Source organism: Spongorhabdus nitratireducens (assembly GCA_947387575.1).
In the GTDB taxonomy this organism is placed as follows: domain Bacteria; phylum Pseudomonadota; class Gammaproteobacteria; order Pseudomonadales; family Endozoicomonadaceae; genus CANDOC01.
In genome coordinates, this window is the sequence record CANDOC010000007.1 from 22,595 (window position 1) to 42,973 (window position 20,379).

Annotated in this window: 18 protein-coding genes and 7 tRNA genes; 13 read left to right on the plus strand and 12 right to left on the minus strand. The window is 48.8% G+C overall.

Annotated elements, in window-relative coordinates:
* Positions 1–150: 150 nt before the first annotated feature.
* The 6 genes from ACYZZ0_RS13565 to ACYZZ0_RS13590 all read left to right on the plus strand — a co-directional run bounded on the left by ACYZZ0_RS13565 (position 151) and on the right by ACYZZ0_RS13590 (position 1,248).
* A tRNA-Leu gene (locus tag ACYZZ0_RS13565) sits at positions 151–237 on the plus strand.
* 40 nt (positions 238–277) lie between these two features.
* Positions 278–364: transfer RNA gene (locus ACYZZ0_RS13570), tRNA-Leu, on the plus strand.
* A 40-nt stretch (positions 365–404) separates the two neighbouring features.
* A tRNA-Leu gene (locus tag ACYZZ0_RS13575) sits at positions 405–491 on the plus strand.
* Positions 492–531: 40 nt separating this feature from the next.
* Positions 532–618: transfer RNA gene (locus tag ACYZZ0_RS13580), tRNA-Leu, on the plus strand.
* 35 nt (positions 619–653) lie between these two features.
* Positions 654–740, plus strand: a tRNA-Leu gene (locus ACYZZ0_RS13585).
* A 432-nt stretch (positions 741–1,172) separates the two neighbouring features.
* Positions 1,173–1,248: transfer RNA gene (locus ACYZZ0_RS13590), tRNA-Thr, on the plus strand.
* Positions 1,249–1,344: 96 nt separating this feature from the next.
* Here ACYZZ0_RS13590 and ACYZZ0_RS13595 read toward each other — a convergent pair.
* The 3 genes from ACYZZ0_RS13595 to ACYZZ0_RS13605 are packed head-to-tail and all read right to left on the minus strand — an operon-like array spanning position 1,345 to position 3,189.
* Entirely contained in the window at positions 1,345–2,151 is an 807-nt protein-coding gene (locus ACYZZ0_RS13595) for a DUF7687 domain-containing protein (RefSeq protein ID WP_461537175.1), read from the minus strand.
* Positions 2,151–2,972 (minus strand): DNA-methyltransferase, encoded by an 822-nt coding sequence (locus ACYZZ0_RS13600; protein WP_461537176.1) that lies wholly within the window; start codon positions 2,970–2,972, stop codon positions 2,151–2,153. Before ACYZZ0_RS13600 ends, ACYZZ0_RS13595 begins: the two co-directional genes overlap by 1 nt.
* Positions 2,965–3,189, minus strand: a complete 225-nt coding sequence (locus tag ACYZZ0_RS13605) for a helix-turn-helix domain-containing protein (protein WP_461537177.1) — start codon at positions 3,187–3,189, stop codon at positions 2,965–2,967. Before ACYZZ0_RS13605 ends, ACYZZ0_RS13600 begins: the two co-directional genes overlap by 8 nt.
* A gap of 83 nt (positions 3,190–3,272) precedes the next feature.
* Here ACYZZ0_RS13605 and ACYZZ0_RS13610 point away from each other — a divergent pair, with 83 nt between their 5' ends.
* Together ACYZZ0_RS13610 and ACYZZ0_RS13615 are read left to right on the plus strand one after the other, a co-directional pair.
* Positions 3,273–4,100 carry a DNA adenine methylase gene (locus ACYZZ0_RS13610; RefSeq protein WP_461537178.1) on the plus strand — a complete coding sequence of 276 codons (828 nt, stop codon included), beginning with the start codon at positions 3,273–3,275 and terminating at the stop codon, positions 4,098–4,100.
* Between the two features lie 287 nt (positions 4,101–4,387).
* Positions 4,388–4,463: transfer RNA gene (locus ACYZZ0_RS13615), tRNA-Thr, on the plus strand.
* A gap of 182 nt (positions 4,464–4,645) precedes the next feature.
* Here the strand turns inward: ACYZZ0_RS13615 and ACYZZ0_RS13620 are convergent.
* Both ACYZZ0_RS13620 and nudE read right to left on the minus strand, forming a co-directional pair.
* Positions 4,646–5,131: a VOC family protein gene (locus ACYZZ0_RS13620; RefSeq protein WP_461537179.1), complete on the minus strand. Its 486-nt coding sequence runs from the start codon at positions 5,129–5,131 to the stop codon at positions 4,646–4,648.
* A gap of 134 nt (positions 5,132–5,265) precedes the next feature.
* Positions 5,266–5,808, minus strand: a complete 543-nt coding sequence (gene nudE, locus ACYZZ0_RS13625; RefSeq protein ID WP_461537180.1) for an ADP compounds hydrolase NudE — start codon at positions 5,806–5,808, stop codon at positions 5,266–5,268.
* A gap of 100 nt (positions 5,809–5,908) precedes the next feature.
* On the opposite strand from nudE, the gene yrfG reads away from it, so the two are divergent.
* Together yrfG and hslR are read left to right on the plus strand one after the other, a co-directional pair.
* On the plus strand, positions 5,909–6,571 hold the full coding sequence (gene yrfG, locus ACYZZ0_RS13630; RefSeq protein WP_461537181.1) for a GMP/IMP nucleotidase: 663 nt from the start codon (positions 5,909–5,911) through the stop codon (positions 6,569–6,571).
* Between the two features lie 38 nt (positions 6,572–6,609).
* Positions 6,610–7,035: a ribosome-associated heat shock protein Hsp15 gene (gene hslR, locus ACYZZ0_RS13635; RefSeq protein ID WP_461537182.1), complete on the plus strand. Its 426-nt coding sequence runs from the start codon at positions 6,610–6,612 to the stop codon at positions 7,033–7,035.
* Here the strand turns inward: hslR and ACYZZ0_RS13640 are convergent, their stop codons facing one another.
* The 3 genes from ACYZZ0_RS13640 to ACYZZ0_RS13650 all read right to left on the minus strand — a co-directional run bounded on the left by ACYZZ0_RS13640 (position 7,036) and on the right by ACYZZ0_RS13650 (position 11,963).
* Positions 7,036–7,983, minus strand: a complete 948-nt coding sequence (locus ACYZZ0_RS13640; protein ID WP_461537183.1) for an alpha/beta fold hydrolase — start codon at positions 7,981–7,983, stop codon at positions 7,036–7,038.
* A 140-nt stretch (positions 7,984–8,123) separates the two neighbouring features.
* On the minus strand, positions 8,124–10,007 hold the full coding sequence (locus tag ACYZZ0_RS13645) for an extracellular solute-binding protein (protein ID WP_461537184.1): 1,884 nt from the start codon (positions 10,005–10,007) through the stop codon (positions 8,124–8,126).
* 69 nt (positions 10,008–10,076) lie between these two features.
* Positions 10,077–11,963, minus strand: coding sequence for an extracellular solute-binding protein (locus ACYZZ0_RS13650; protein WP_461537185.1), 1,887 nt, complete (start codon positions 11,961–11,963; stop codon positions 10,077–10,079).
* Between the two features lie 142 nt (positions 11,964–12,105).
* On the opposite strand from ACYZZ0_RS13650, the gene hslO reads away from it, so the two are divergent.
* The 3 genes from hslO to ACYZZ0_RS13665 all read left to right on the plus strand — a co-directional run bounded on the left by hslO (position 12,106) and on the right by ACYZZ0_RS13665 (position 15,448).
* The gene (gene hslO, locus ACYZZ0_RS13655) at positions 12,106–13,005 is read left to right on the plus strand and encodes an Hsp33 family molecular chaperone HslO (RefSeq protein WP_461537186.1); all 900 of its coding nucleotides are present in this window, start codon (positions 12,106–12,108) and stop codon (positions 13,003–13,005) included.
* Between the two features lie 243 nt (positions 13,006–13,248).
* Entirely contained in the window at positions 13,249–14,805 is a 1,557-nt protein-coding gene (locus tag ACYZZ0_RS13660) for a phosphoenolpyruvate carboxykinase (RefSeq protein ID WP_461537187.1), read from the plus strand.
* Between the two features lie 100 nt (positions 14,806–14,905).
* The gene (locus tag ACYZZ0_RS13665; RefSeq protein ID WP_461537188.1) at positions 14,906–15,448 is read left to right on the plus strand and encodes a GNAT family N-acetyltransferase; all 543 of its coding nucleotides are present in this window, start codon (positions 14,906–14,908) and stop codon (positions 15,446–15,448) included.
* On the opposite strand, the gene ACYZZ0_RS13670 is transcribed toward ACYZZ0_RS13665, so the two are convergent.
* The 4 genes from ACYZZ0_RS13670 to ACYZZ0_RS13685 are packed head-to-tail and all read right to left on the minus strand — an operon-like array spanning position 15,432 to position 20,268.
* Positions 15,432–16,760 carry a hypothetical protein gene (locus ACYZZ0_RS13670; RefSeq protein ID WP_461537189.1) on the minus strand — a complete coding sequence of 443 codons (1,329 nt, stop codon included), beginning with the start codon at positions 16,758–16,760 and terminating at the stop codon, positions 15,432–15,434. The two genes, ACYZZ0_RS13665 and ACYZZ0_RS13670, sit on opposite strands and share 17 nt — an antisense overlap.
* Before the next feature lie 30 nt (positions 16,761–16,790).
* Entirely contained in the window at positions 16,791–17,534 is a 744-nt protein-coding gene (locus tag ACYZZ0_RS13675; protein WP_461537190.1) for an SDR family oxidoreductase, read from the minus strand.
* Complete coding sequence (locus ACYZZ0_RS13680; RefSeq protein WP_461537191.1) at positions 17,531–18,847, minus strand: FAD-binding oxidoreductase; 1,317 nt, start codon at positions 18,845–18,847, stop codon at positions 17,531–17,533. Before ACYZZ0_RS13680 ends, ACYZZ0_RS13675 begins: the two co-directional genes overlap by 4 nt.
* Positions 18,848–18,849: 2 nt before the next feature.
* Positions 18,850–20,268 (minus strand): UbiA family prenyltransferase, encoded by a 1,419-nt coding sequence (locus ACYZZ0_RS13685; protein WP_461537192.1) that lies wholly within the window; start codon positions 20,266–20,268, stop codon positions 18,850–18,852.
* Positions 20,269–20,379 lie beyond the last annotated feature (111 nt).

A 20,379-nucleotide genomic window follows, 5' to 3' on the forward strand; every position in this document is an offset into this window, starting at 1 on the left:
TTTCTCTATAAGAAGAAGCGCTTTTGCTGAACGGCTTCAAAATGCGGAAAACCACAATCACAGATTCATTAGCAAAAGGTTGACTCCCCCACCGCTAATCCTTAATATCCCCCCGCATCTTCGCTGCAGACAACGCAGTGACGAGATAAGGCCCAGGTGGTGGAATTGGTAGACACGCTAGCTTCAGGTGCTAGTGCCCTTACGGGCGTGGAAGTTCGAGTCTTCTCCTGGGCACCAATACTTATCTCAGCTGTTTGAATTGACGAAGATAGATAAAGCCCAGGTGGTGGAATTGGTAGACACGCTAGCTTCAGGTGCTAGTGCCCTTACGGGCGTGGAAGTTCGAGTCTTCTCCTGGGCACCAATACTTATCTCAGCTGTTTGAATTGACGAAGATAGATAAAGCCCAGGTGGTGGAATTGGTAGACACGCTAGCTTCAGGTGCTAGTGCCCTTACGGGCGTGGAAGTTCGAGTCTTCTCCTGGGCACCAATACTTATCTCAGCTGTTTGAATTGACGAAGATAGATAAAGCCCAGGTGGTGGAATTGGTAGACACGCTAGCTTCAGGTGCTAGTGCCCTTACGGGCGTGGAAGTTCGAGTCTTCTCCTGGGCACCAATATTTATCTCATCTGATTGAATTCGATAGATACTGCCCAGGTGGTGGAATTGGTAGACACGCTAGCTTCAGGTGCTAGTGCCCTTACGGGCGTGGAAGTTCGAGTCTTCTCCTGGGCACCAAATTCCGAAAAAAGCTGAATCATTGATTCAGCTTTTTTTATGCCTGAAATCCGGGCATCGCCTTTATTTTCCCCCTTATTACCTCTCTTTTATTACTCTTCAAAAGTCCAATATTGCGGCTATCAAAGTACAAATCTGTCGACACACGACGTCTTTGTGAGACATATCTCACACGCTATCGAGCGATAAGCGATGTTTTTTCATCAGATTTGGTTCCAATAATAATTTCAGGTTGACCGTTTGTTCCGGATGAACAAGACCCGTGTTCAACCCGTGGTCAGGGATGGCTGCTCCAGGTGACGTCGGATCCTATGGACCGGATCAACACACTTGCCAGGGAGGCGAGTGTGGGACCTGTCCCTTCCTTCACTTTCACCGATCATTTCCGGTTACCCCAGAAATGAATGCTTTTCTGCTAATATTTTCCCCGTTGCCGGTATAGCTCAGTTGGTAGAGCAGCGCTCTCGTAAAGCGAAGGTCGGAGGTTCAAGTCCTCTTACCGGCACCAGTTAAGCCAACAACCTAACCGTTGAATATACCAAAATATATTTGTCACTTCGCTTCACTCATCTAAGACCGTAGCGAAGTGCCTATCGAGTGCAGGTTAATCGCACAAAGCGGATGTTAGCGAGTCAGTCAAAATGCTTTCCCATTCAGTTTCAACCTGATCGCCAATAATCAAATGATCAATTAGCCCTTGATAAGTCAGATCTAGAAAACGCCGAAGATCAGACTGCCTATGGGACCACTGCTCCTTGCCGTCAAGAAAAACTACATGAGTCACCACGTCGCCTCCCTTTTCTTCATACTCTCGCAACTCTCGACCTACAAGCTGACATTCATAGACCGCATCGCTCATCTTGCTGCCACCCTTCGTTTTTCCCCAATATTCTTTGATCTCCCAAATAACATTAGGGTTCACAAGCCCGGGAACAGCTCCATCTAAGTTTCGTGAAGTAATATGAAGTGTTTCATTATTTAACCAAACACATCGGTTCTGAGGGTCAGGATCAAAATCCAAACCTTTTTCTTCACAAACTCTTTTAGCGACACCAGTCACACTAGAGATCATAGCTTTGGAAGATTGATGATGGTCAGTGCTTTTAGTTTTCGTGGTTCCTACTGAGAGCTGATTTCTTTCACAATAAGAGCGAGCCTCTTCCTCAGTCCGTAAGGCAGATTCAGCAGATAAATATATATTATTCTCTACATCCAGATACTGGAACAGCAAGTCAACCACTTCATCATGTATTGGCAATCTCTTCTCACCCAAGGACAATGTCTTGTCACGAGATAGTTCATCAAGAAATGATTTTTTAGCATTCTTGCCACGTAACGCTCTGTAGTAACGTACTACTTCCCACACAGGATGACGCCAAGATAGCTCCTTCCAAACCCCCGTTCTTTGCATTAAAAATAATCCTTGTAAACCGTATAGTTAAGGCCGCAGTCATTCAGTAGCGACAATTCAAAATTAACTCTTTGCTTTATTATTTCTTCACAGTCATCGATTTCAAAACCAATAGAATGCCGCCCTGCATTATTAGCAGCAATCATTGTTGCTCCACTTCCCATATATGGATCAAGCACAGTATCACCAGCATACGAATACATTCTGATAAGGCGATAAGGAATTTCCACCGGAAAAATAGCACGATGATAATCAAACTTTTCGGTAACGCTCTCAATACGCCACCATTGCTGTGTCCATGCTCTCCATTCTTCTAACGTAACCCTGCTTTTTTTGCGAATATCATTTTTAGTTTTTCGCTTTCCAGGCTTTCGCAACACATAAATATATTCAAAATAATTATTATTAAATATCGACATGGGGTAAGGGTAGCTACCTAGAAGAGGGCCACCAAAATTACGAGTAAACCCTTTATCCCAGATATAACGCTCTAACAGCCGAAAGCCTGTATCTTGTGCAATCTGAAAGGTGTCAGAGCCAAAAGGGACGCGTGAGATGGTATCTTCATCATCATATCTGTACTTTGTTATTATATCTGCCACATTTAAAGCGAACCGTCCCCCGGGAACAAGCACCCTATAAAGCTCCTCACAGACCTCCTTAAAATGCTCAAGAAAACCATCATAGTCAAAGTCCTGCCCCTTCTTGAACTCTGTGGTGACATAGGGAGGACTGGTTACGATAAGGTGTACAGAGTTGTCTTTCAAACTCTTTAAATACTTGTTGTCTGCCTGATAAACAACATGCGAACACTTAGTCATGGAACTTCAACAACTCCCAAGGCTCAACATCAAGAGCTTCGGCCAAATGGTAAATAGTTGAGAGTGTTGGATTGCGCTCTCCTCTCTCAATACCTCCCATATAGGTTCGATGAATATTGGCATGAAGCGCAAAAGACTCCTGTGAATACCCTTTCGCTTTACGTAGATTTCGTATCTTCTGACCAAACTCTACACAATGTTCTATTTTCTCGGTCATCCGTTTATCAGGCTTGTTATGATCATCGCAAGGATATGAAATGCTACTTGACAGTCCACATACTATAAGTATCATTATTATCCATGGAACAGGTAACACTACTAGAAAACGAATACTCAACGGTCAAGCCTTTTATAAAATGGGCTGGCGGCAAACAGGCGCTTGCAGAAAAGTTAATCCAACACTTTCCTTCTGATTTCCATACGTATTACGAGCCGTTTATTGGTGGTGGTAGCATTTTTTTTTCTCTAAGCCCTAAAAGAGCTGTAATTGCTGACTACAATTCCTGGCTTGTAGACACATATAATGCGATAAAAAAAGACTGGATAAAGGTCGCCGAAATTCTCGATACCCTTCCCAATAACAAAGAGGATTATCTTGAGATAAGAGCAACCTTACCAGAGACTCTTCCTACCTATAAAAGAGCTGCGCACTTTATTTATTTAAATAAGACCTGTTTTCGAGGGCTATTCCGTGTCAATCGAAAAGGAATGTTTAATGTCCCCTACGGTGCTTATGATCGACGCTATTATGATCCTGAGAATCTCAGGCAGACGTCTTTACGACTTAGAAATACAGAGATTCGACAAGGTGATTTCGAGCTAAATTTATATGGTGCCAAGAAAGGTGATTTTGTCTATCTTGATCCACCATACTATAAACTAGGCGGACACTCAGATTTTAATCGTTATACCGATCAGCAGTTCCGCGAAAACGATCAAATTCGTCTAGCAGCTCTCTGCTCTGAACTAGACACACAGGGTGTTAAGTGGGCATTAAGCAATAGCAATACTGACTTTATCAAGCGGCTCTACAACTTTTTCAATATACATGAGATAGATGCCCGTCGAGAAATCAATCTGAACTCTAGTAACCGAAATATTAAAGAGCTTTTGATCACCAATTACTAAAATATTACGTTCTTTGTGTCTTCACCACTTCATCATTGCTCTTAGAAAAGAGATGAAGTGGCTAGATAGCTCTAGTGACTGGGCACTGGGTGGTATGTGGCTTCAGCTCTACTAACTAGGAATACGGTACAGACTTATATTTGGAAGACGCAAACTATGCGTTTTTGCTCTCTCACCAGAGCTATCTTCGAACACAAAAAATAAGTATTTTTACGATTATGCCAATATCAGCCAGCCTTGGCTGTTGACAGCGCAGGCAAGGCTACATATTATCTCGCTCGAAGTTTGCCGGTATAGCTCAATTGGTAGAGCACCTGCCTTGTAAGCAGGGGGTTGGGGGTTCGATTCCCTCTGCCGGCACCATGATTTAAAAAAGCCGATGATTCAGATCATCGGCTTTTTTTATGCCTGTATGTTTTACCTCTCTTTCCATCTTCTGGTTCCTGCCCATTTCTTTTGGAAGGGACATACGGATAAACCTTGAATAAAGTTCAGCACAAAAAAAGACCGGCACAGGGCCAGTCCTTTTTACTCACTCAGAACAATTATTCATATTCGGAAGAATAGGTTTCTTCGTAGGTGTGTGAATAAAGCTCAAACAGGTTACCAAACGGATCTTCCAGATAAACCATCTTGGCCGGCTTATTATCATCTTCCGGATGATAACGCATGATATCCATTCTTGTTTTACCGCCAAACTTCTCAACTTTTTCGATCACAGCGTCAAAGTCATCTGTCTGGAGGCAGAAGTGGAAAATACCCAGTCGGGAGAAATCCACTTCGTGACGTTCCTGCCGTTCTTTCATTTCGAACAGTTCGACGCCAATACCATCCGTTGTTACAAGGTGTGCAATATTGAAGCCTTTAAAACCTTCACCAAAAACTGCGATACACATTTTACCAATAGCAGTTTCGCGCTCTTCAACAACTTTGGTGTTGCCCATCACAACTTTAAGGCCCAGGGCATTGGTATAAAACTCTACAGCTTTATCCATATCGCCCACCATGATACCAACGTGATTCATTTTCATAATACTCTCCAAACCGGGATGACTGCGGCGTGACTGGTTTTGATGGCGGTGAGTATATGAACCCGAAAATATTATTTGAAATTATCAATTGTTATCCAAATAATAATTCGAAGTTATCATTTGGATGGCAAATATCAGCCTATTTGATTACGTACCATTAACAGGGTTGCAATAACCCGAGCATCAGTAACAGCGCCTCCGGAGATCAGAGCATCAAGCTGGTCAAACCCGAAGCGGTGCAGAATCAATGGCTCAGGTTCGTCTCCTGCCAGTTTTTCTTCATACAGTTCAGTGGCAACAACGGGCTGGATCGTATGCTCCAGATAGGTGGATATTGTCAGCATTGGCAGCGGTTTCAGTTTATGAGCGCCATAACCCGCTTCTTCTTTCAGCTCCCGGTTTGCTCCTTCCAGAATATCCTCCCCGGGTTCGACCAACCCCTGGGGCAGGATCAGCTGATAGTCTTCGGTGCCAGCGGCATATTCTTCCACCATCAGAAAATCACCATTTGCGGTAATCGCCACAACCATAATCGCCTGCACATCATGGTGTGACCGGCAAAGCCGTTCGTAGGTACGCTGTTCGCCATTACTGAATTCGAGATCCAGTTCTTCAACACAGAACAGACGACTTCGGGCAGCAATACGGCGGGCTTTGATTTGCGGTTTTACAGGCATTATCGGGCACTTCCGGATGATGAATTACCAATAGGCAGAGCCGGTGATTCGCAGTAAAGTGAAGCTATTCCCTCTGAATCTTTCTTCAAAGGTCATTTCAATGAGCCTCGACTGGCACTCTGTTGATACCGTTCTGCTGGATATGGACGGTACCTTACTGGATCTCCACTTCGACAACCACTTCTGGCTGGAGTACGTTCCCGAGAAATATGCTGAAAAGCATGGCATCAGCCTCAACCTCGCCAAGAAAGAACTGATGCCGCGTTTCAACAGCAAGGTTGGTCAGCTGGACTGGTATTGCCTGGATTACTGGGGCAAGGAACTGGAGCTGGATATTCAGGCACTCAAGCGCGAGCTTCAGCATCTGATTGCCCTGCGCCCCGGTGTTGAAACATTCCTTAAAGCGATTCGCGCTGCAGGCAAGCGGGTTGTAATGATTACCAATGCTCACCCGGGCTCGCTGTCACTGAAGATGGAAACCATTAATCTGGAGCCTTACTTCGATCGTCTGATCAGCTCCCATCACTACGGTTACCCTAAAGAGACACCGGCATTCTGGGATGCCCTGCATGCGGATATCGGTCTCGATCCGGCACGCAGCCTGTTTATTGATGACAGCTGCTCTATCCTGCAGAGTGCAAAGGACTACGGCATTCGCCATAATCTCTCCATCGTTCAGCCGGATCTGCGCAAGCAGCCAAGAGGCGAGCAGGAATTCGAAGCGATTGAGCACTTTGAAGATCTGCTGCCAGTTCCGGCCTGACAGAGACAGCAATAACCGGATTGATCGAAACGGGCATAATGAGTACAGGAAAAAACCAGACAGGTAACGAAAAGGTTCGGCTGGACAAATGGCTGTGGGCGGCCCGGTTCTTCAAAACCCGGGCTATTGCCAAGAATGCTATTGAAGGTGGCAAGGTACATCTTAATGGTGTTCGCGCCAAACCCAGCAAGGAACCAAGGATCGACGATGTCATCACCATGCGTCAGGGCTGGGACGAAAAGACTGTTGTCATCAAAGCCCTGTCCGGCAACCGTCGCGGCGCACCGGAAGCCCAGTTGTTATATGAGGAAACACCGGAAAGTCTGCGCAAGCGGGAAGATGCTGCCGCCAACCGCAAGGCATTGAAAGGTGCAGTGCCTTATACCGAAGGTCGTCCCGACAAGAAGCAGCGCCGGGATCTGATCCACTTCAAGGAAGTGAACCGTCAGGATCACGAAGAGTAATCAGCCTGCTTCGTTTATCACCCCCTGCATAAACTCATGGCAGAACCTTGCCGTGAGTTTCGGGGCTTCCAGCATCGGCGCATGGCCAATGTTCTTCATAATAATGATTTCCGCATCGGGCCGAACCTGTTTGATCACTTCGGTGCTGGAAACATGCAACACCTGATCATCCTGCCCCCACAGCGCCAGAATTTTTGACGGACCATCTTCCAGCAGGGTCTCGAATCGTGGATGCCCTTCTGTCAGATCTTCAAAGCTTTCAATTAGATTGGCAAAGATTGCATCATTAAGTGCTTCCCGGTTCAGCATTTCCCGTTCCATGGCCTTGAGAGCGAACTTGGGAATCCAGGGTTTACGTGCCATCACCAGATTCAACAGGTCATCCAGATCCTGGCCCGGACGGTGAACCAGCCGGTTTCTGCCGGTTTCCAGTACCTCCTGCATAAACGGGCCAAGTATGGGTGGTTTTATTCCGGCATTGGATATCAGGGTTAACGACCGGACTCTTTCGGGATGCTTCCAGGCATACCAGGCCGCAATCCCTCCTCCCATCGAGCTCCCCATAATATGGGCCGATTCAATGCCTACCGCATCAAACCATTCATCCAGCCAGTCCACCATCGATTCCAGCCGGTAACAGTGATGAGTGCCGGTTTCGCCATGACCGGGCAAGTCGGGAATCATAATGTTGTATTCCTGCCCCAACAGTCCGGCCAGTTTGAGCCAGCAGGTTTTGTCGGCACTGAAACCATGCACCATCACCACCGGCTCACCCTGAGGATGCTTGCTGGCATACCAGACGGCCGGCTTGTTTCGGACTTGACCGCTGAACCGGTCCAACCCGGCACGATGCATTTCCGCAGTCAGAAACATATTAAACAGATTGTCTTCGACCGATTCATGCCAGTTGGAGAAACGGGACTTGAGAGAGTGCGGATCCTTCGCCATGGTTTTGTTATTCCTGACCGTTCCGGCTTTCACGTGCTGAACTGCCACGAATGCCAAATATTCCTTCACTACCTAGATCAACAGGAATCAGCTGTGAGTTCAATGGTTAAAACGAACGCGGGTATTGACCAATACGACCCCTACTGGTCATTAGCCTGTGGTACAGACTGATCAGTTTTTTCCCTGTACCACCAGGTTCTGAAACTGGTGGCATATTTCGGCAGGGTTTCAGGCATGGCAAAAATATCCCGGCAGGCAACTTTCAATGTCTTCGGGCGCCAGCGGGGGATGGCATAGAAATTCCAGAGTAGAACCCGATCCAGAGCACTTACCAGTGTTTCCAGTTCTTCCCGGCTCTGTGCGCGTGGAATGCGTTCGGTAATGAAATCAATCGCCGGATGACTGACACCAGACAAATTGAGCGTACTCGGGTCATTCATACTCGATGAATGAAAGTAGCGCTGTAACTCGATATCCGGGGAGAAGGTCTGGGGCAGAATATTACCCACCATATCAAAGTCGCGCTTTTGCAGACGTTCCATATACTGCGCCTGATCCATCACCTGAATGCGAAGGTCTATACCTACCTTGGCCAGCTCATTGGCAAAAGGCAGAACGTATCTCGTTGCTGTTTTGGAGGGAGATATGTATTGGACTTTAAATACTTCACCCGTGCTTTGGTGGATCAGCTCTCCCTTTTTATACTGCCAGCCTGCCTGCTTGAGCAAAGCCAGCGCCTGATATCGCTGCTCCCTTAAACCATCATCCTCACCACTATTCACCGGAAGCTGATATCGCTGAGTAAAGACCTCTCCTGGCAGTTGATCCCGCCAGGGTTCGAGCAATTGGATCTCACGACTGCCAGCAATCCCCTTTGCACTCAGCATATGAGGAAAATAGGAATTTATACGGCGATAGGCACCATGGAACACCCGCCGGTTAACTGATTCGAAATCAAACAACAAAGTCATTGCCTGACGAACCCGAATATCATTGAAAAACGATCGTCGGGTATTGAAAAAGAACATCATGCTGCCGTAAGGCACGCTGTAATCGAGCTCATGACGCTTCACAAGGCCTTTACTGATCGCCGGAAAGTCATAAGCCAGGGCCCAGTTTTTGGCAACCATTTCAGCATGCAGGTCATGCCCTCCCGCTTTGAAGGCTTCAAAGGCGACATCCAAATCCCGGTAAAAATAAACCTTCACCTCATCAAAGTTATATTTTCCGCGATTTACTGGCAGGTCTTTTCCCCAATAGTCTTTCACTCGGGAAAAAGTGATCGACAGCCCGGGTTCCATAGCGGTTATACGATAAGGACCACTATTCAAAGGAATCTGAATAGATGACCTGCCCAGGTCACGCTCTTTCCAGTAGTGCTCTGGCAGTACGGGTAACTCTGCAACCCGGAAAAGTTGCGCACGGGTTCCTGCAGAGGAGAAGTAAAATTTCACCCGGTGACGATTCAATACTTCCGCTTTTGTGACCGATTCAAGCTGCATTCTGAATCGGGGATGCCCCTTCTCTTTCAGTTCATTCAATGAGAAGACAACATCAGACGCTTCAATTGGATGGCCATCATGAAAGCGGGCTTCTGGTCTCAAGTTAAAAATCATCCAGCTGTTGTCTTCAGGGTACTCAACCGAAGCAGCAATCAAACCATAAGCTGAGTGAAACTCATCACCAGAAGGGTCGTATTGCCCAGAGCCAACCATCAGCGGTTCGTTAAGCTCTGAAAATCCATAGTGCAGTACCCGGTACATCGGGCTTTGAGATGGCGTCAGGCCTTTGGTGGCATAAGCATTGAGCGAATCAAACGACCCAAATGCAAACAAACTGATATTGCCCGCTTTGGGTGCATTCGGGTTTACATAATCAAAATGACGGAAATCTGCCGGGTACTTAAGGTCATCAAAACGGGCAATACCATGAGCTACCGTGATAACCGGAGACGCTGAATCTGTCTCAGCAATGGAGAAGCTCGATAATATCTGGGCAAGGAGAAAGAGTATCAACGTCCTCATGTTATATCTCCAAGCCTTATAAGGTGCAATTGTGAAAATAATAGATGAGTTATGACTCACCTGTCGTTATCAGGGTTGGCTTTCTGATGGTGTTCCCCGGTACCACCAGGTCCTGAAACTTGAAGCATAGCGTGGCAGATGTTCCGGCCAACCGAATACATCACGATAGGCAACTCTGGTTGTATAGGCACGCCACAATGGAATGCTGTAATAATTCCAGAGCAAGACCCGGTCCAGCGCATTAACCAGGGTTTCCAGTTCCTGACGGGATTTCGCCAGAGGAATCTGCTCTGTCAGGAAATCGACAGCCGGGTGATTTACACCGGCAAGATTTAAAGAGCTCGGGTCATCCACACCGGAAGAGTGAAAATAATTTTGCTGTTCAAGATCAGGAGAATAGCTCTGCGGCAAAATCCGATGAACCATATCAAAGTCATGCTGGCGCATACGGAGCTGATACTGGCTTTGGTCAACCAGTCGGTAATTCAGTTTGATACCGACAGACTCAAGGTTCTTGGCGTATGCCAGAACGTAGGCCATAGCCCCCTTGGTATAATGAATAAAGTCGAATTCAAATGGCTTGCCACTTTTACTATCAATCAACTTGCCGTCTTTATAAATCCACCCCGCCTGCCTTAGCAGTTCAAATGCTCGACGTTGCTGCTGTCGAAAACTGCTATTTCCATCAAACACAGGTAGCTCAAAAGTCCGGGTAAACATTTCTGCAGGCAGAACGGAGCGCCATGGCTGGAGGTACTTTTGCTCTTCAGGGTCAGGCAAATCTGTTGCACCAAGACCATCAGCCGGGCTTTCAAGTGATTCACCAGGATAATAGGTTTTTAACCGGGTATAGAGACCATAAAAAATTCTCTCGTTAGTTGTTTCAAAGTCAAACAGAAGTGCCAGAGCCTTTCGTACCCGGATATCCTTGAATAAAGGCTTGCGGACGTTGAAAAACAAGCAGGTGCATCCATATGGCATATGGTTTTCAAATGCCCGGCGCTTCACCTCACCGGTTTTCATGGCCTTGAAGTCGTATCCCTGAGTCCAATTCTTGGCAAACATATCCACATAGACATCATATTTACCTGCCTTGAAAGACTCGAAGGCGATATCAAAATCACGATAGAACTGGAGCTCTACAGCATCAAAATTATATTTACCGCGATTGACTGCCAGGTTCTGCCCCCAGTAATCCTTGACCCTGCTCAGGGTGACCGATACGCCAGGATCAACCTTGCTTACCCGATAAGGCCCGCTGCCCAGGGGAGGTTCCAGTGTTGTTTTCTCCAGATTACGCCCTTTCCAGTAATGAGCAGGTAATACTGGCAGATTGCCAGCCCAGAACAGCTGGGTGCGGGTGCCGGCTTTTTGAAAGTCAAACCGAACCCGGTGAGAACCTTCAGCAGTCACACTTTTGATGGGCTCAAGCTGTAACTTGTATGATGGATGCCCCTTCTCTTTCAGCACCCGAAAAGAAAACACTACATCTTCTGCCGTCACCGGATGACCATCATGAAAACGGGATTCAGGACGCAAATTGAAAATGATCCAGCTGTTATCAATCGGATATTCAACCGAGCCAGCTATCAATCCGTAAGCAGAATGGAATTCATCACCCGATGGATCATAGGAGCCATACCCCACCATCAGCGGCTCATTAAATCCAGTAAAGCCGAGAGACTCAGCTGCAAATATGGCATGTCGAAATGGCAGTTCTCCCCCGGTTGCATAAGGATTCATGGAATCAAAGGTACCACGGGCATAAAAGCGGGCAGTCCCGCCTTTGGGAGCATCGGGGTTTACATAATCAAAGTGGGAAAATTCGGCCGGATACTTCAGATCATCAAAGCGGGCAATACCGTGAGAAACAACCACTCCAGTTTGTTCACCCGCTATAGAAGCCGTATTCCACAGCCCTCCGATACAACCCAGCAGCAACAATAAAGCCCGCATATTATTGATTCTTTAATTTCTGGTTATATTGTTCAGACAAACACCGGCATTTTTTATCACCACGGTTTATCCATAATTTCAGCCAGTTCCCTTCAGGCGTTATACTGCACCGTTTATTAAAAGATTGAATTCACTCTCCCTGATGACTGACAACAGCATGACTCTTACTGACAAGGCTCGCCGCTTCGTTTTCGATAACACCGATATCCGCGGTGAAGCTATTACCCTGAACAGCAGCCTGCAGAGCGCCCTGGAAGCTCACGCTTATCCGGAATCCGTCAGCGTATTGCTGGGAGAGATGGCCACCTGCGCCCTGCTGCTGAGCACCACCCTGAAATTTGAAGGCACCATGACCCTGCAGGCCCGCAGTGAAGGTCCGGTCAGCCTGCTGGTCGTAGAGTGCACCCATAACCGCACCTTCCGTGCACTGGCTCGCTTCGATGACACTGCTGCTCTGAGCGGTGATATGCACGAACTGATGCCTAAGGGCCAGCTGGTTGTGACTGTTGACCCAGAGAAGGGCAAGCGTTACCAGGGCATTATCCCGATGGAGCACGAAACCCTGGCTGGCTGCTTTGAAACTTACTTCCAGCAGTCCGAACAGCTGCCAACCCGTCTGTGGTTAAGCTCCAACGGCAAACAGGCTGGCGGTCTGCTACTGCAGGCGCTGCCACCTCACGAAGAAAAAGATGACGCCAAGCGTGAAGAATCCTGGAACCGGGTAACCATGCTGGCCAACACCATCACAGCCGCAGAGCAGCAGACACTGGAAGTCGAAGACCAGCTGACCCGTCTGTTCCACGAAGAAGACGTGCGTCTGTTTGATGAAGAAACCATCAACTTCAACTGCTCCTGCTCCCGCGAACGTACCGGCAATGCACTGTTTAATCTGGAGCGCGCCGAAGTGGACCAGATTCTGGAAGAAGAGGGCGACATCCATATGGATTGCCACTTCTGCAGCCGCCGTTACACCTTCACTCAGGACGATGTTGAAAAGCTGTTTGCTTCTCACGGCAGCAATACCGGGCAAACATTGCACTGATTCTTTCTTGAATCTTTTCAAAATTAAAGCCGGCTAAAAACAGCCGGCTTTCTTTTAATGATCACTTCCAAACAAATAACAACAAACAAAGGACAAAAAATACCAATTCATTTCTGAAATAGTATTTCTTCATCTATTCCTGTTTGGCATAATTCGCACCGCTCAGATAACAAAAAAGGCCGGTACCTTTCTTCTTCAGGACTGATCTCAGCCCGGGGTGCTGGTTCCAGAGGAATAAACAGAATGAACGAAGGAAAAGGCGGCCCGTCCGTTTTTACCGATCTTGGCGCTGCTGCACTGGTAGAACACGCCATTAACCGTGGGGAAGGAAAACTGGCAGCTAACGGTTCGCTGGTTGTTGAAACCGGACACCGAACCGGACGTTCGCCGCAAGACCGGTTTATTGTTGACGAGCCCAGCACTTCCGATGATATCCACTGGGGTCCGGTTAACCGCCCGTTCGATCCAGCCAAATTTGATGCCCTGTGGGATCGTGTTGAAACCTGGCTGCAAAGTCACGACCGTTTCGAACAGCACCTGCACGTAGGTGCCCATCCTGAACACTACCTGCCTGTTGTCGTAAAGACCCAGACTGCATGGCAGAACCTGTTTGGCCGTAACCTGTTTGTTCGCCCGGATGTTTTCAATCCGAAGGACAAGGAAAACTGGCAGATCCTGAACGTGCCTGGCTTCGTTTGCGATCCGGAACGTGACGGTACCAACTCCGACGGCGCCGTAATTATCAACTTTGCTCACCGCAAGGTACTGCTGGCTGGCATGCGCTACGCCGGTGAAATGAAGAAGGCCATGTTCTCGGTTCAGAACTTCCTGCTGCCCGAGAAAGACGTAATGCCGATGCACTGCTCTGCCAACGTCAGCGAAGAAGGTGAAACCTGCCTGTTCTTCGGTCTGTCCGGCACCGGCAAGACCACCCTGTCTGCTGACCCTGAGCGTTTCCTGATTGGTGACGACGAGCACGGCTGGGGCAAGGGCACTGTCTTCAATCTGGAAGGCGGCTGCTATGCCAAGTGCATCGATCTGAGCAAGAAAAACGAGCCGGTTATCTGGGACGCGATCCGTTTCGGCGCGATTGTTGAAAACGTAATGGTTGATCAGGACACTCGTCTGCCGGATTACACCAACACTACCCTGACCGAAAACAGCCGCTGTGCTTACCCTCTGGAGCACGTTGAAAAGCGGGTTGAAGAAAACCGTGCCGGTGAGCCGAACGCTATCGTGTTCCTGACCTGCGATATGACCGGCGTTCTGCCTCCGGTATCCATTCTGAGCAAGGAAGCGGCCGCATATCACTTCCTGAGTGGTTACACTGCGCTGGTTGGTTCTACTGAAATGGGTTCTGCTCCAGGTCTGAAGTCTACCTTCTCCACCTGCTTCGGTGCTCCGTTCATGCCGCGTTCTCCCGGCACATACGCTGAACTGCTGATGAAGCGTATCAGCGAATTCGGCAGCAAGGTTTACCTGGTTAACACCGGCTGGACCGGCGGTTCTTACGGCAAGGGCGGTGAGCGTTTCAGCATTCCGGTAACCCGTTCCGTCATCGCAGCCATCCAGAGTGGCGCACTGGCTGATGTAGAAACCGCTCATATCGACACCATGAACCTCGACTTCCCGCTGGAAGTACCGGGTGTTGACTCCAAGCTGCTGAACCCGCGTGCAACCTGGGCTGATCAGGAAGCTTACGACGCTGCAGCGAAAGATCTGGCTGCTCAGTTCGTAAACAACTTCGAGAAGTTCGAAGTGACTGAAGCCATCGTTGAAGCCGGCCCGCAGAAGGGCTGATTCACCGGCTGAATTCAGCACTTTATAAAAAGCCGGAGCTATCAAGCTCCGGCTTTTTTATTTGTCTTTTCCAGCTCCCTGCAATTGCAGGCATGACTCCATGAAAATAACAACAACACGTACTCAACTTGAGATTCTGGACGCAGCAGACGCCCGGTTGATGCTGGATTACCATCATCAAAACAGAACCCATTTTGCACCCTGGGAACCCAACCGGGACGAAGAGTTTTATACCCTTGAATACTGGCGCAACCTCCTGCCACAACATGCAGAGCAGTTACAAAACCAGACTGCTATCCGATTTGCAGCCCTGACACCTGACCGCTCGGAAGTGATTGGCACCTGTAATTTCACCGGCATTACCAAAGGCGCTTTTCAGGCCTGCTTTGTGGGTTATTCAGTTGCCGAAAAGTACCAGGGACAAGGTTATATGCCGGAAATTCTCAAAGCGGCCCTGGGCTATGTTTTTGACACCGTAGGACTACACCGGGTGATGGCAACCTATATGCCATCCAACGAGCGCAGTGCAGCGGTATTGCAGAAGCTGGGTTTCCAGCAGGAAGGGCTGGCAAAGTCCTATCTGAAAATTGCCGGCCGCTGGGAAGATCATGTTCTGACTTCGAAAATCAATCCGGCACAGTAGCCGGTTTCCTTTCTTCGAGCCCGGAACCCACATACCGGGCCAGAAAGGCTGTGGCATACATTGCCAGTAACGGCATCATCAGGAAGTGGAAACGACTGGTGCCAAAGAACACCAGATAGATCAGCGTAAACCAGAGTACTGCCGATATGGGAATTGCCTGACCATTGAGGAAGAAATGGATGCGTTCACGCCAGATCAACACAACCAACCCAAACCAGGAAAGCAGCGCCAATATGTAGTAGTAAAAGTTGCTGACTTCCTTGAACCACACCACCAGGTCACGGTTTGTGGTTACAACCTTTTTATCCAGTCCCTGCCAGAACCAGCTGTATCCTTTACCCTCTTCAAACGAACCACTGTTTTCCCTGAAATACAGCGAAACCAGTTTCGAAGGTAGTCGTGACAAGGTTTCCAATGGGTGGTGCTGAATATATTCCCGTGCTTCCTTCCAGGCCAGTTTATCGCGGGCAACTTCATCGTCCATCGCCAGAAACTCTTTCAGCCGCGGAACCTCCTGATAGGTGCCACTAGCCTCAGGGTTGTTGCCAATATAAATATTGATACCACTGTTGGTAGAGACCGGAATCCAGGCATCAAGCTGTTGCTGGTTTCGCATCACCCAGGGCATAACAAATACAGCTACGACCATATAGATCACAATAATGCGGGCCCAGTGCCTGAACGAAGTCAGGTGCCAGCCGTGGTAACCAAACGAGAACATCCAGCAGATCCCTGCCACGGCAACGGTCTGAGGTTTTACCAGCATGGCCAGCCCGGCAGCCACACCACAGGCAAGCGCAATATGCACACCCCGGCGCATGGAAAGATCAATAACAATTAAAACCAGTGTTAGCGCCAGCATTTCACTGGCCAGAATCATGCTGAAAAACCAGTGCGCCGGATAACAGGCCAGAATCAACAACAATAGCCGGGCAGCTTTTTCACAACGAAAAAGACGACGACTGATGTCATAGCAAAGCCACATAACCAGTGCCGATAAACCGGCATTGGCCATTTCGCCAACCATGACATTAGGGCCGAATAACCAGTAGAAAAATGCCAGAAAAGCCGGATAGCCTACCGGCCAGTAGGCCGTAGGTTGTTGCGTACGCAAATCCAGATAACCCCGACCTTCTGCCAGCCAGATAGCAAACTGGTGATAAGCAGCCGAGTCACTGACCGGTACGTTCTGCACCAGATAAGCCATGAAGAGCCGGCCAGCCAGGGTAGCGAGAATGATAACCGGCACAAAACCTCGCCAGTTCATCCACCACCAGACATGCCGGTCGATCAGCTCAATACGGTTGTTCATTAACTTCGTCCCTGAAGTCATATTCTTTGTTCAGCCAAGAGACATACGCTTGAAGATGGTTTCCGGAATCATGCAGATTGCCATCATAATCCAGCGCCAGAACCCGGGCAGATAAACCACATCCTGTTTCCCTTCCAGTAATACTCTGGCCATACGACGCCCGACATCGTCAGCACTGGCCCACAGCGGACCTTTCTCAAAATCAGCGGTCATCGGTGAGATCACCAGCCCCGGCTTGATTGTCACTACTCTGACGCCCGCTTTATCCAGCCGGTTTCTCAGTCCCTGCAAATACGTCGTAAGGCAATTTTTGGCAGCACCATAAACGTAGTTAGACTGTCGCCCTCGGTCTCCGGCGACAGAGCTAATCGCAGCAATTGTCCCTTGTCCCCACTGTTCAAACTGATTAGCGACCCGGGTCAGAAATGCGATCGATGACACAGCATTGGTCTGCAGTGCTTCGATAGTTTTATCCACATTCTGTTCGCACTGCTGCTGGTTCGGTAACGTCCCGTGTGCCAGCAGTACAAGATCAAGTCCATCCAACTCTTGATAGGCTGTTTCCAGCACGGCTTTATGGCGAGATAGATTATTAATATCCAGTGTCATTGCAGACACAGAACCAGCTCCACGTGCCAGCAGGTCATGTTTCAACTCTTCAATTTCAGCCATTTTCCGGGCACACAGAAACAGACTATGTCCCTGTTCAGCCATGGCCCGGGCACAGCCTTTGGCCATGGCTGAGGTTGCCCCTATGATCAGAATCCGTTTCATCTATCTTCCATCATCCGCTGCCAGAAGCAGGAGTTGATTGCCGGGTCTCGCATTGCTTCATGCTGCTCCCAAGCAGGGTAAGCCATACGAAAGAAATCCGGCGACATATGGGCATCCTTGGCCGGATACAAAGCACCGCCAGCCGCCTGAACGCAGTCATCCATCTTTTGAAACAGTTCGGAAAGTCCCTGTCGGTTGGGAAAGTCCAGCGCCAGAGTGTAACCCTCACGGGGAAATGACAGGGCACCAGCAGCATGGCGGGAACCAAAACGCTTCAGCACTGCCAGAAATGATCCCTGCCCGGCAGATGCAATCAGGCTTAGTAGCTCTCTGATCACATCTTCTGCATCGCCGTCAGGCACCACACACTGATACTGTTGAAAACCAGCCGGACCATACAGGCGATTCCATCCGGACACGCTGTCCAGTGGATAAAAAAAGCGCATGTAATCCTGACGATACGAATTTCCTCGCCTGTAACCCAGATGAAAAATGGTGTTATTGAATAATTTCAGGGTCAGTGAATTCAGGGGAGAGAATGGCAGCGCAGGAGCAGGAATATTTATTCTGGATGGCACCGGCCGCTGGTCTGCTATAGATCGGGCTCGAATATACCAGCCACGACCAAGGCTGTTTTTCGGCGCAAGGCAATCAATCCATGCCACCCGATGCTCCCACTCATTACCGGTTTCCTGCTCCAGTGCAAAGTAGTCAGCAAGCTGCTCCATTCTGGTTGGCTCCACATCGAACCATGGTCCCGGAGTACGCTTCAGTGCCAGCTCAATTTTGGTAATCGTGCCGGTCAATCCCAGTCCGCCAATGGTGTGATAAAGCCAGTCAGTATTCTCTTCAGGACTGCATTCAATCACTTCACCATTACTGCGCAACAGCTGAAGACCGGATATATGATGTCCGAATGAGCCTTCTTTCAGGTGGTTTTTACCATGAACATCATTGGCCACTGCACCTCCCAGAGTTACCCGACTGGTGCCGGGAGTAACCGGAAGTCCCCAGCCAGTTGCCATTGCAATTCGACTGATATCTCCCAGCCGGGCACCGGGGCGAGCCACCAGCCTGCCGGTTGCGGGATCAAATGAAATCAGACTATCCAGCGAGCCGAAATCAAGTAACTGGCCACTGGCAGCAAGGCAGCTGTCCCCGTAACTGCAGCCATTTCCGAATGGCAAGTAACCCTCTCCCCGAAGTTTGGCAATACCAGCGCCAATGTCCGTCGCATTCCAGGCGACTTCTGCAGTCTGTTCAGATTGAGGGTAACGACCCCATGACTGATATCGGCTTCTGCTCCTTGCCATGGTTATATCGCCAGCAGATAGATGATGCCCATAATCAGGCAACTGATCAGGCTTGAACGATCTCTTGCCGCAAACACAATGGGATCCTGATTCATTCGCCCTCTATGTGTCAGCAGCCAGACCCGGCTGATCCAGTACAGTAATACCGGACACAGCAACCATATCAGCCGGGGCTCTTCGTAGAGTGTTGTGACCTTGTCACTGCTGGCATAAAGCGCCAATACCAGTACCGACATATAACCACTGGCACTGCCCATCATTACCAGCAGCTGTAAATCCGTAGAGTGATAGCCTCGAATCTTCTTTTTCCACACACCTTCCGCACGTCTGGCATAAAGCTCTGCACAGCGCTTAACAATCGCCAGACTCAGGAAAAGAAACATGGAAAAGGCCAGTAACCACATGGAAGGAGCAACCATAATTGCGGCAGCACCGCCAATAATCCGGCTGGTATAGAGTGCGGCCAGAATAACCACATCCAGCATCGGCACCTGTTTCAGGCGGAATGAATAAAGCAGCGTCAAAATAAAATAGAGTACTAATACACCACAGAACCAGGTGTTAATCGAAGCGCTGATAGCAATACTGATCAGCAACAATACCGGCATTAAAAACAAAGCCGCACCAACAGAGAATGTACCGGCAGCCAGAGGTCGATGGCGCTTGATCCGGTGCTTTCGGTCATCTTCCAGATCTAGCAGGTCATTCAGCAGATAAACAGAAGAAGCACATAGGCCCCAAGCCAGAAAAGCCATGCAGGTGGTGATAAATGAGGATACGGACAGCAGGGGATGAATTGCCAGCAGCGGAAAAAATATCAGCAGGTTCTTTGACCACTGATAGGTTCGCATCGCTTTCGAAGCGGTAGCCAGCTCTGGAGCCATGGAGTCAAACACATGAGCAACATTAGATGATGCTTCAGCCGCTTTGATTGTGCGGGGATTGGCATTGACGACGATGGCATCCCTTGCCGCCTGCCAGACCGGCAGATCGACTTTGCTGTTACCGGCATAGTCAAAACCCTGTTCACCAAACCGCTCCAGCAAGGCATCCCGTTTGCGGGTTCCGGTCAGGTTATGATCGCCACTACTGGCCATAACCTCGTCAAACAGCCCAACATGTTCAGCGACTTCATTCGCCAGCTTTTGATTACTGCCTGTGGCCAGAATCAGGGTTCGTCCCTGCTGTTTCTGATCCTTGAGCCATGCCAGAAACTCCCGATTCCAGGGCATCAGATCCAGGTTCGGTCGATAGTCTTCTGCCAACCGTGCTTTCATCCGGGCCTTGCCGGAACCCGCCATGCTAAACAAACTGAAAGCTGATACCGGTTTTTCCTTTAAATTATGCGCCAGCGATTCCACTGCCAGATCTGACTTGAGCAGTGTGCCATCAAGATCAACCACCAGAGGACAAGAAGACATTGCGGCTCCATCCATGAAGCATCTGTTTTATTAAACGCCCTATTTCCTAACTCTAGACTGTCGGCCTTCTCTACAGGGCTGATCAGGACTGCCTCTGGGCTATTCTTTTAC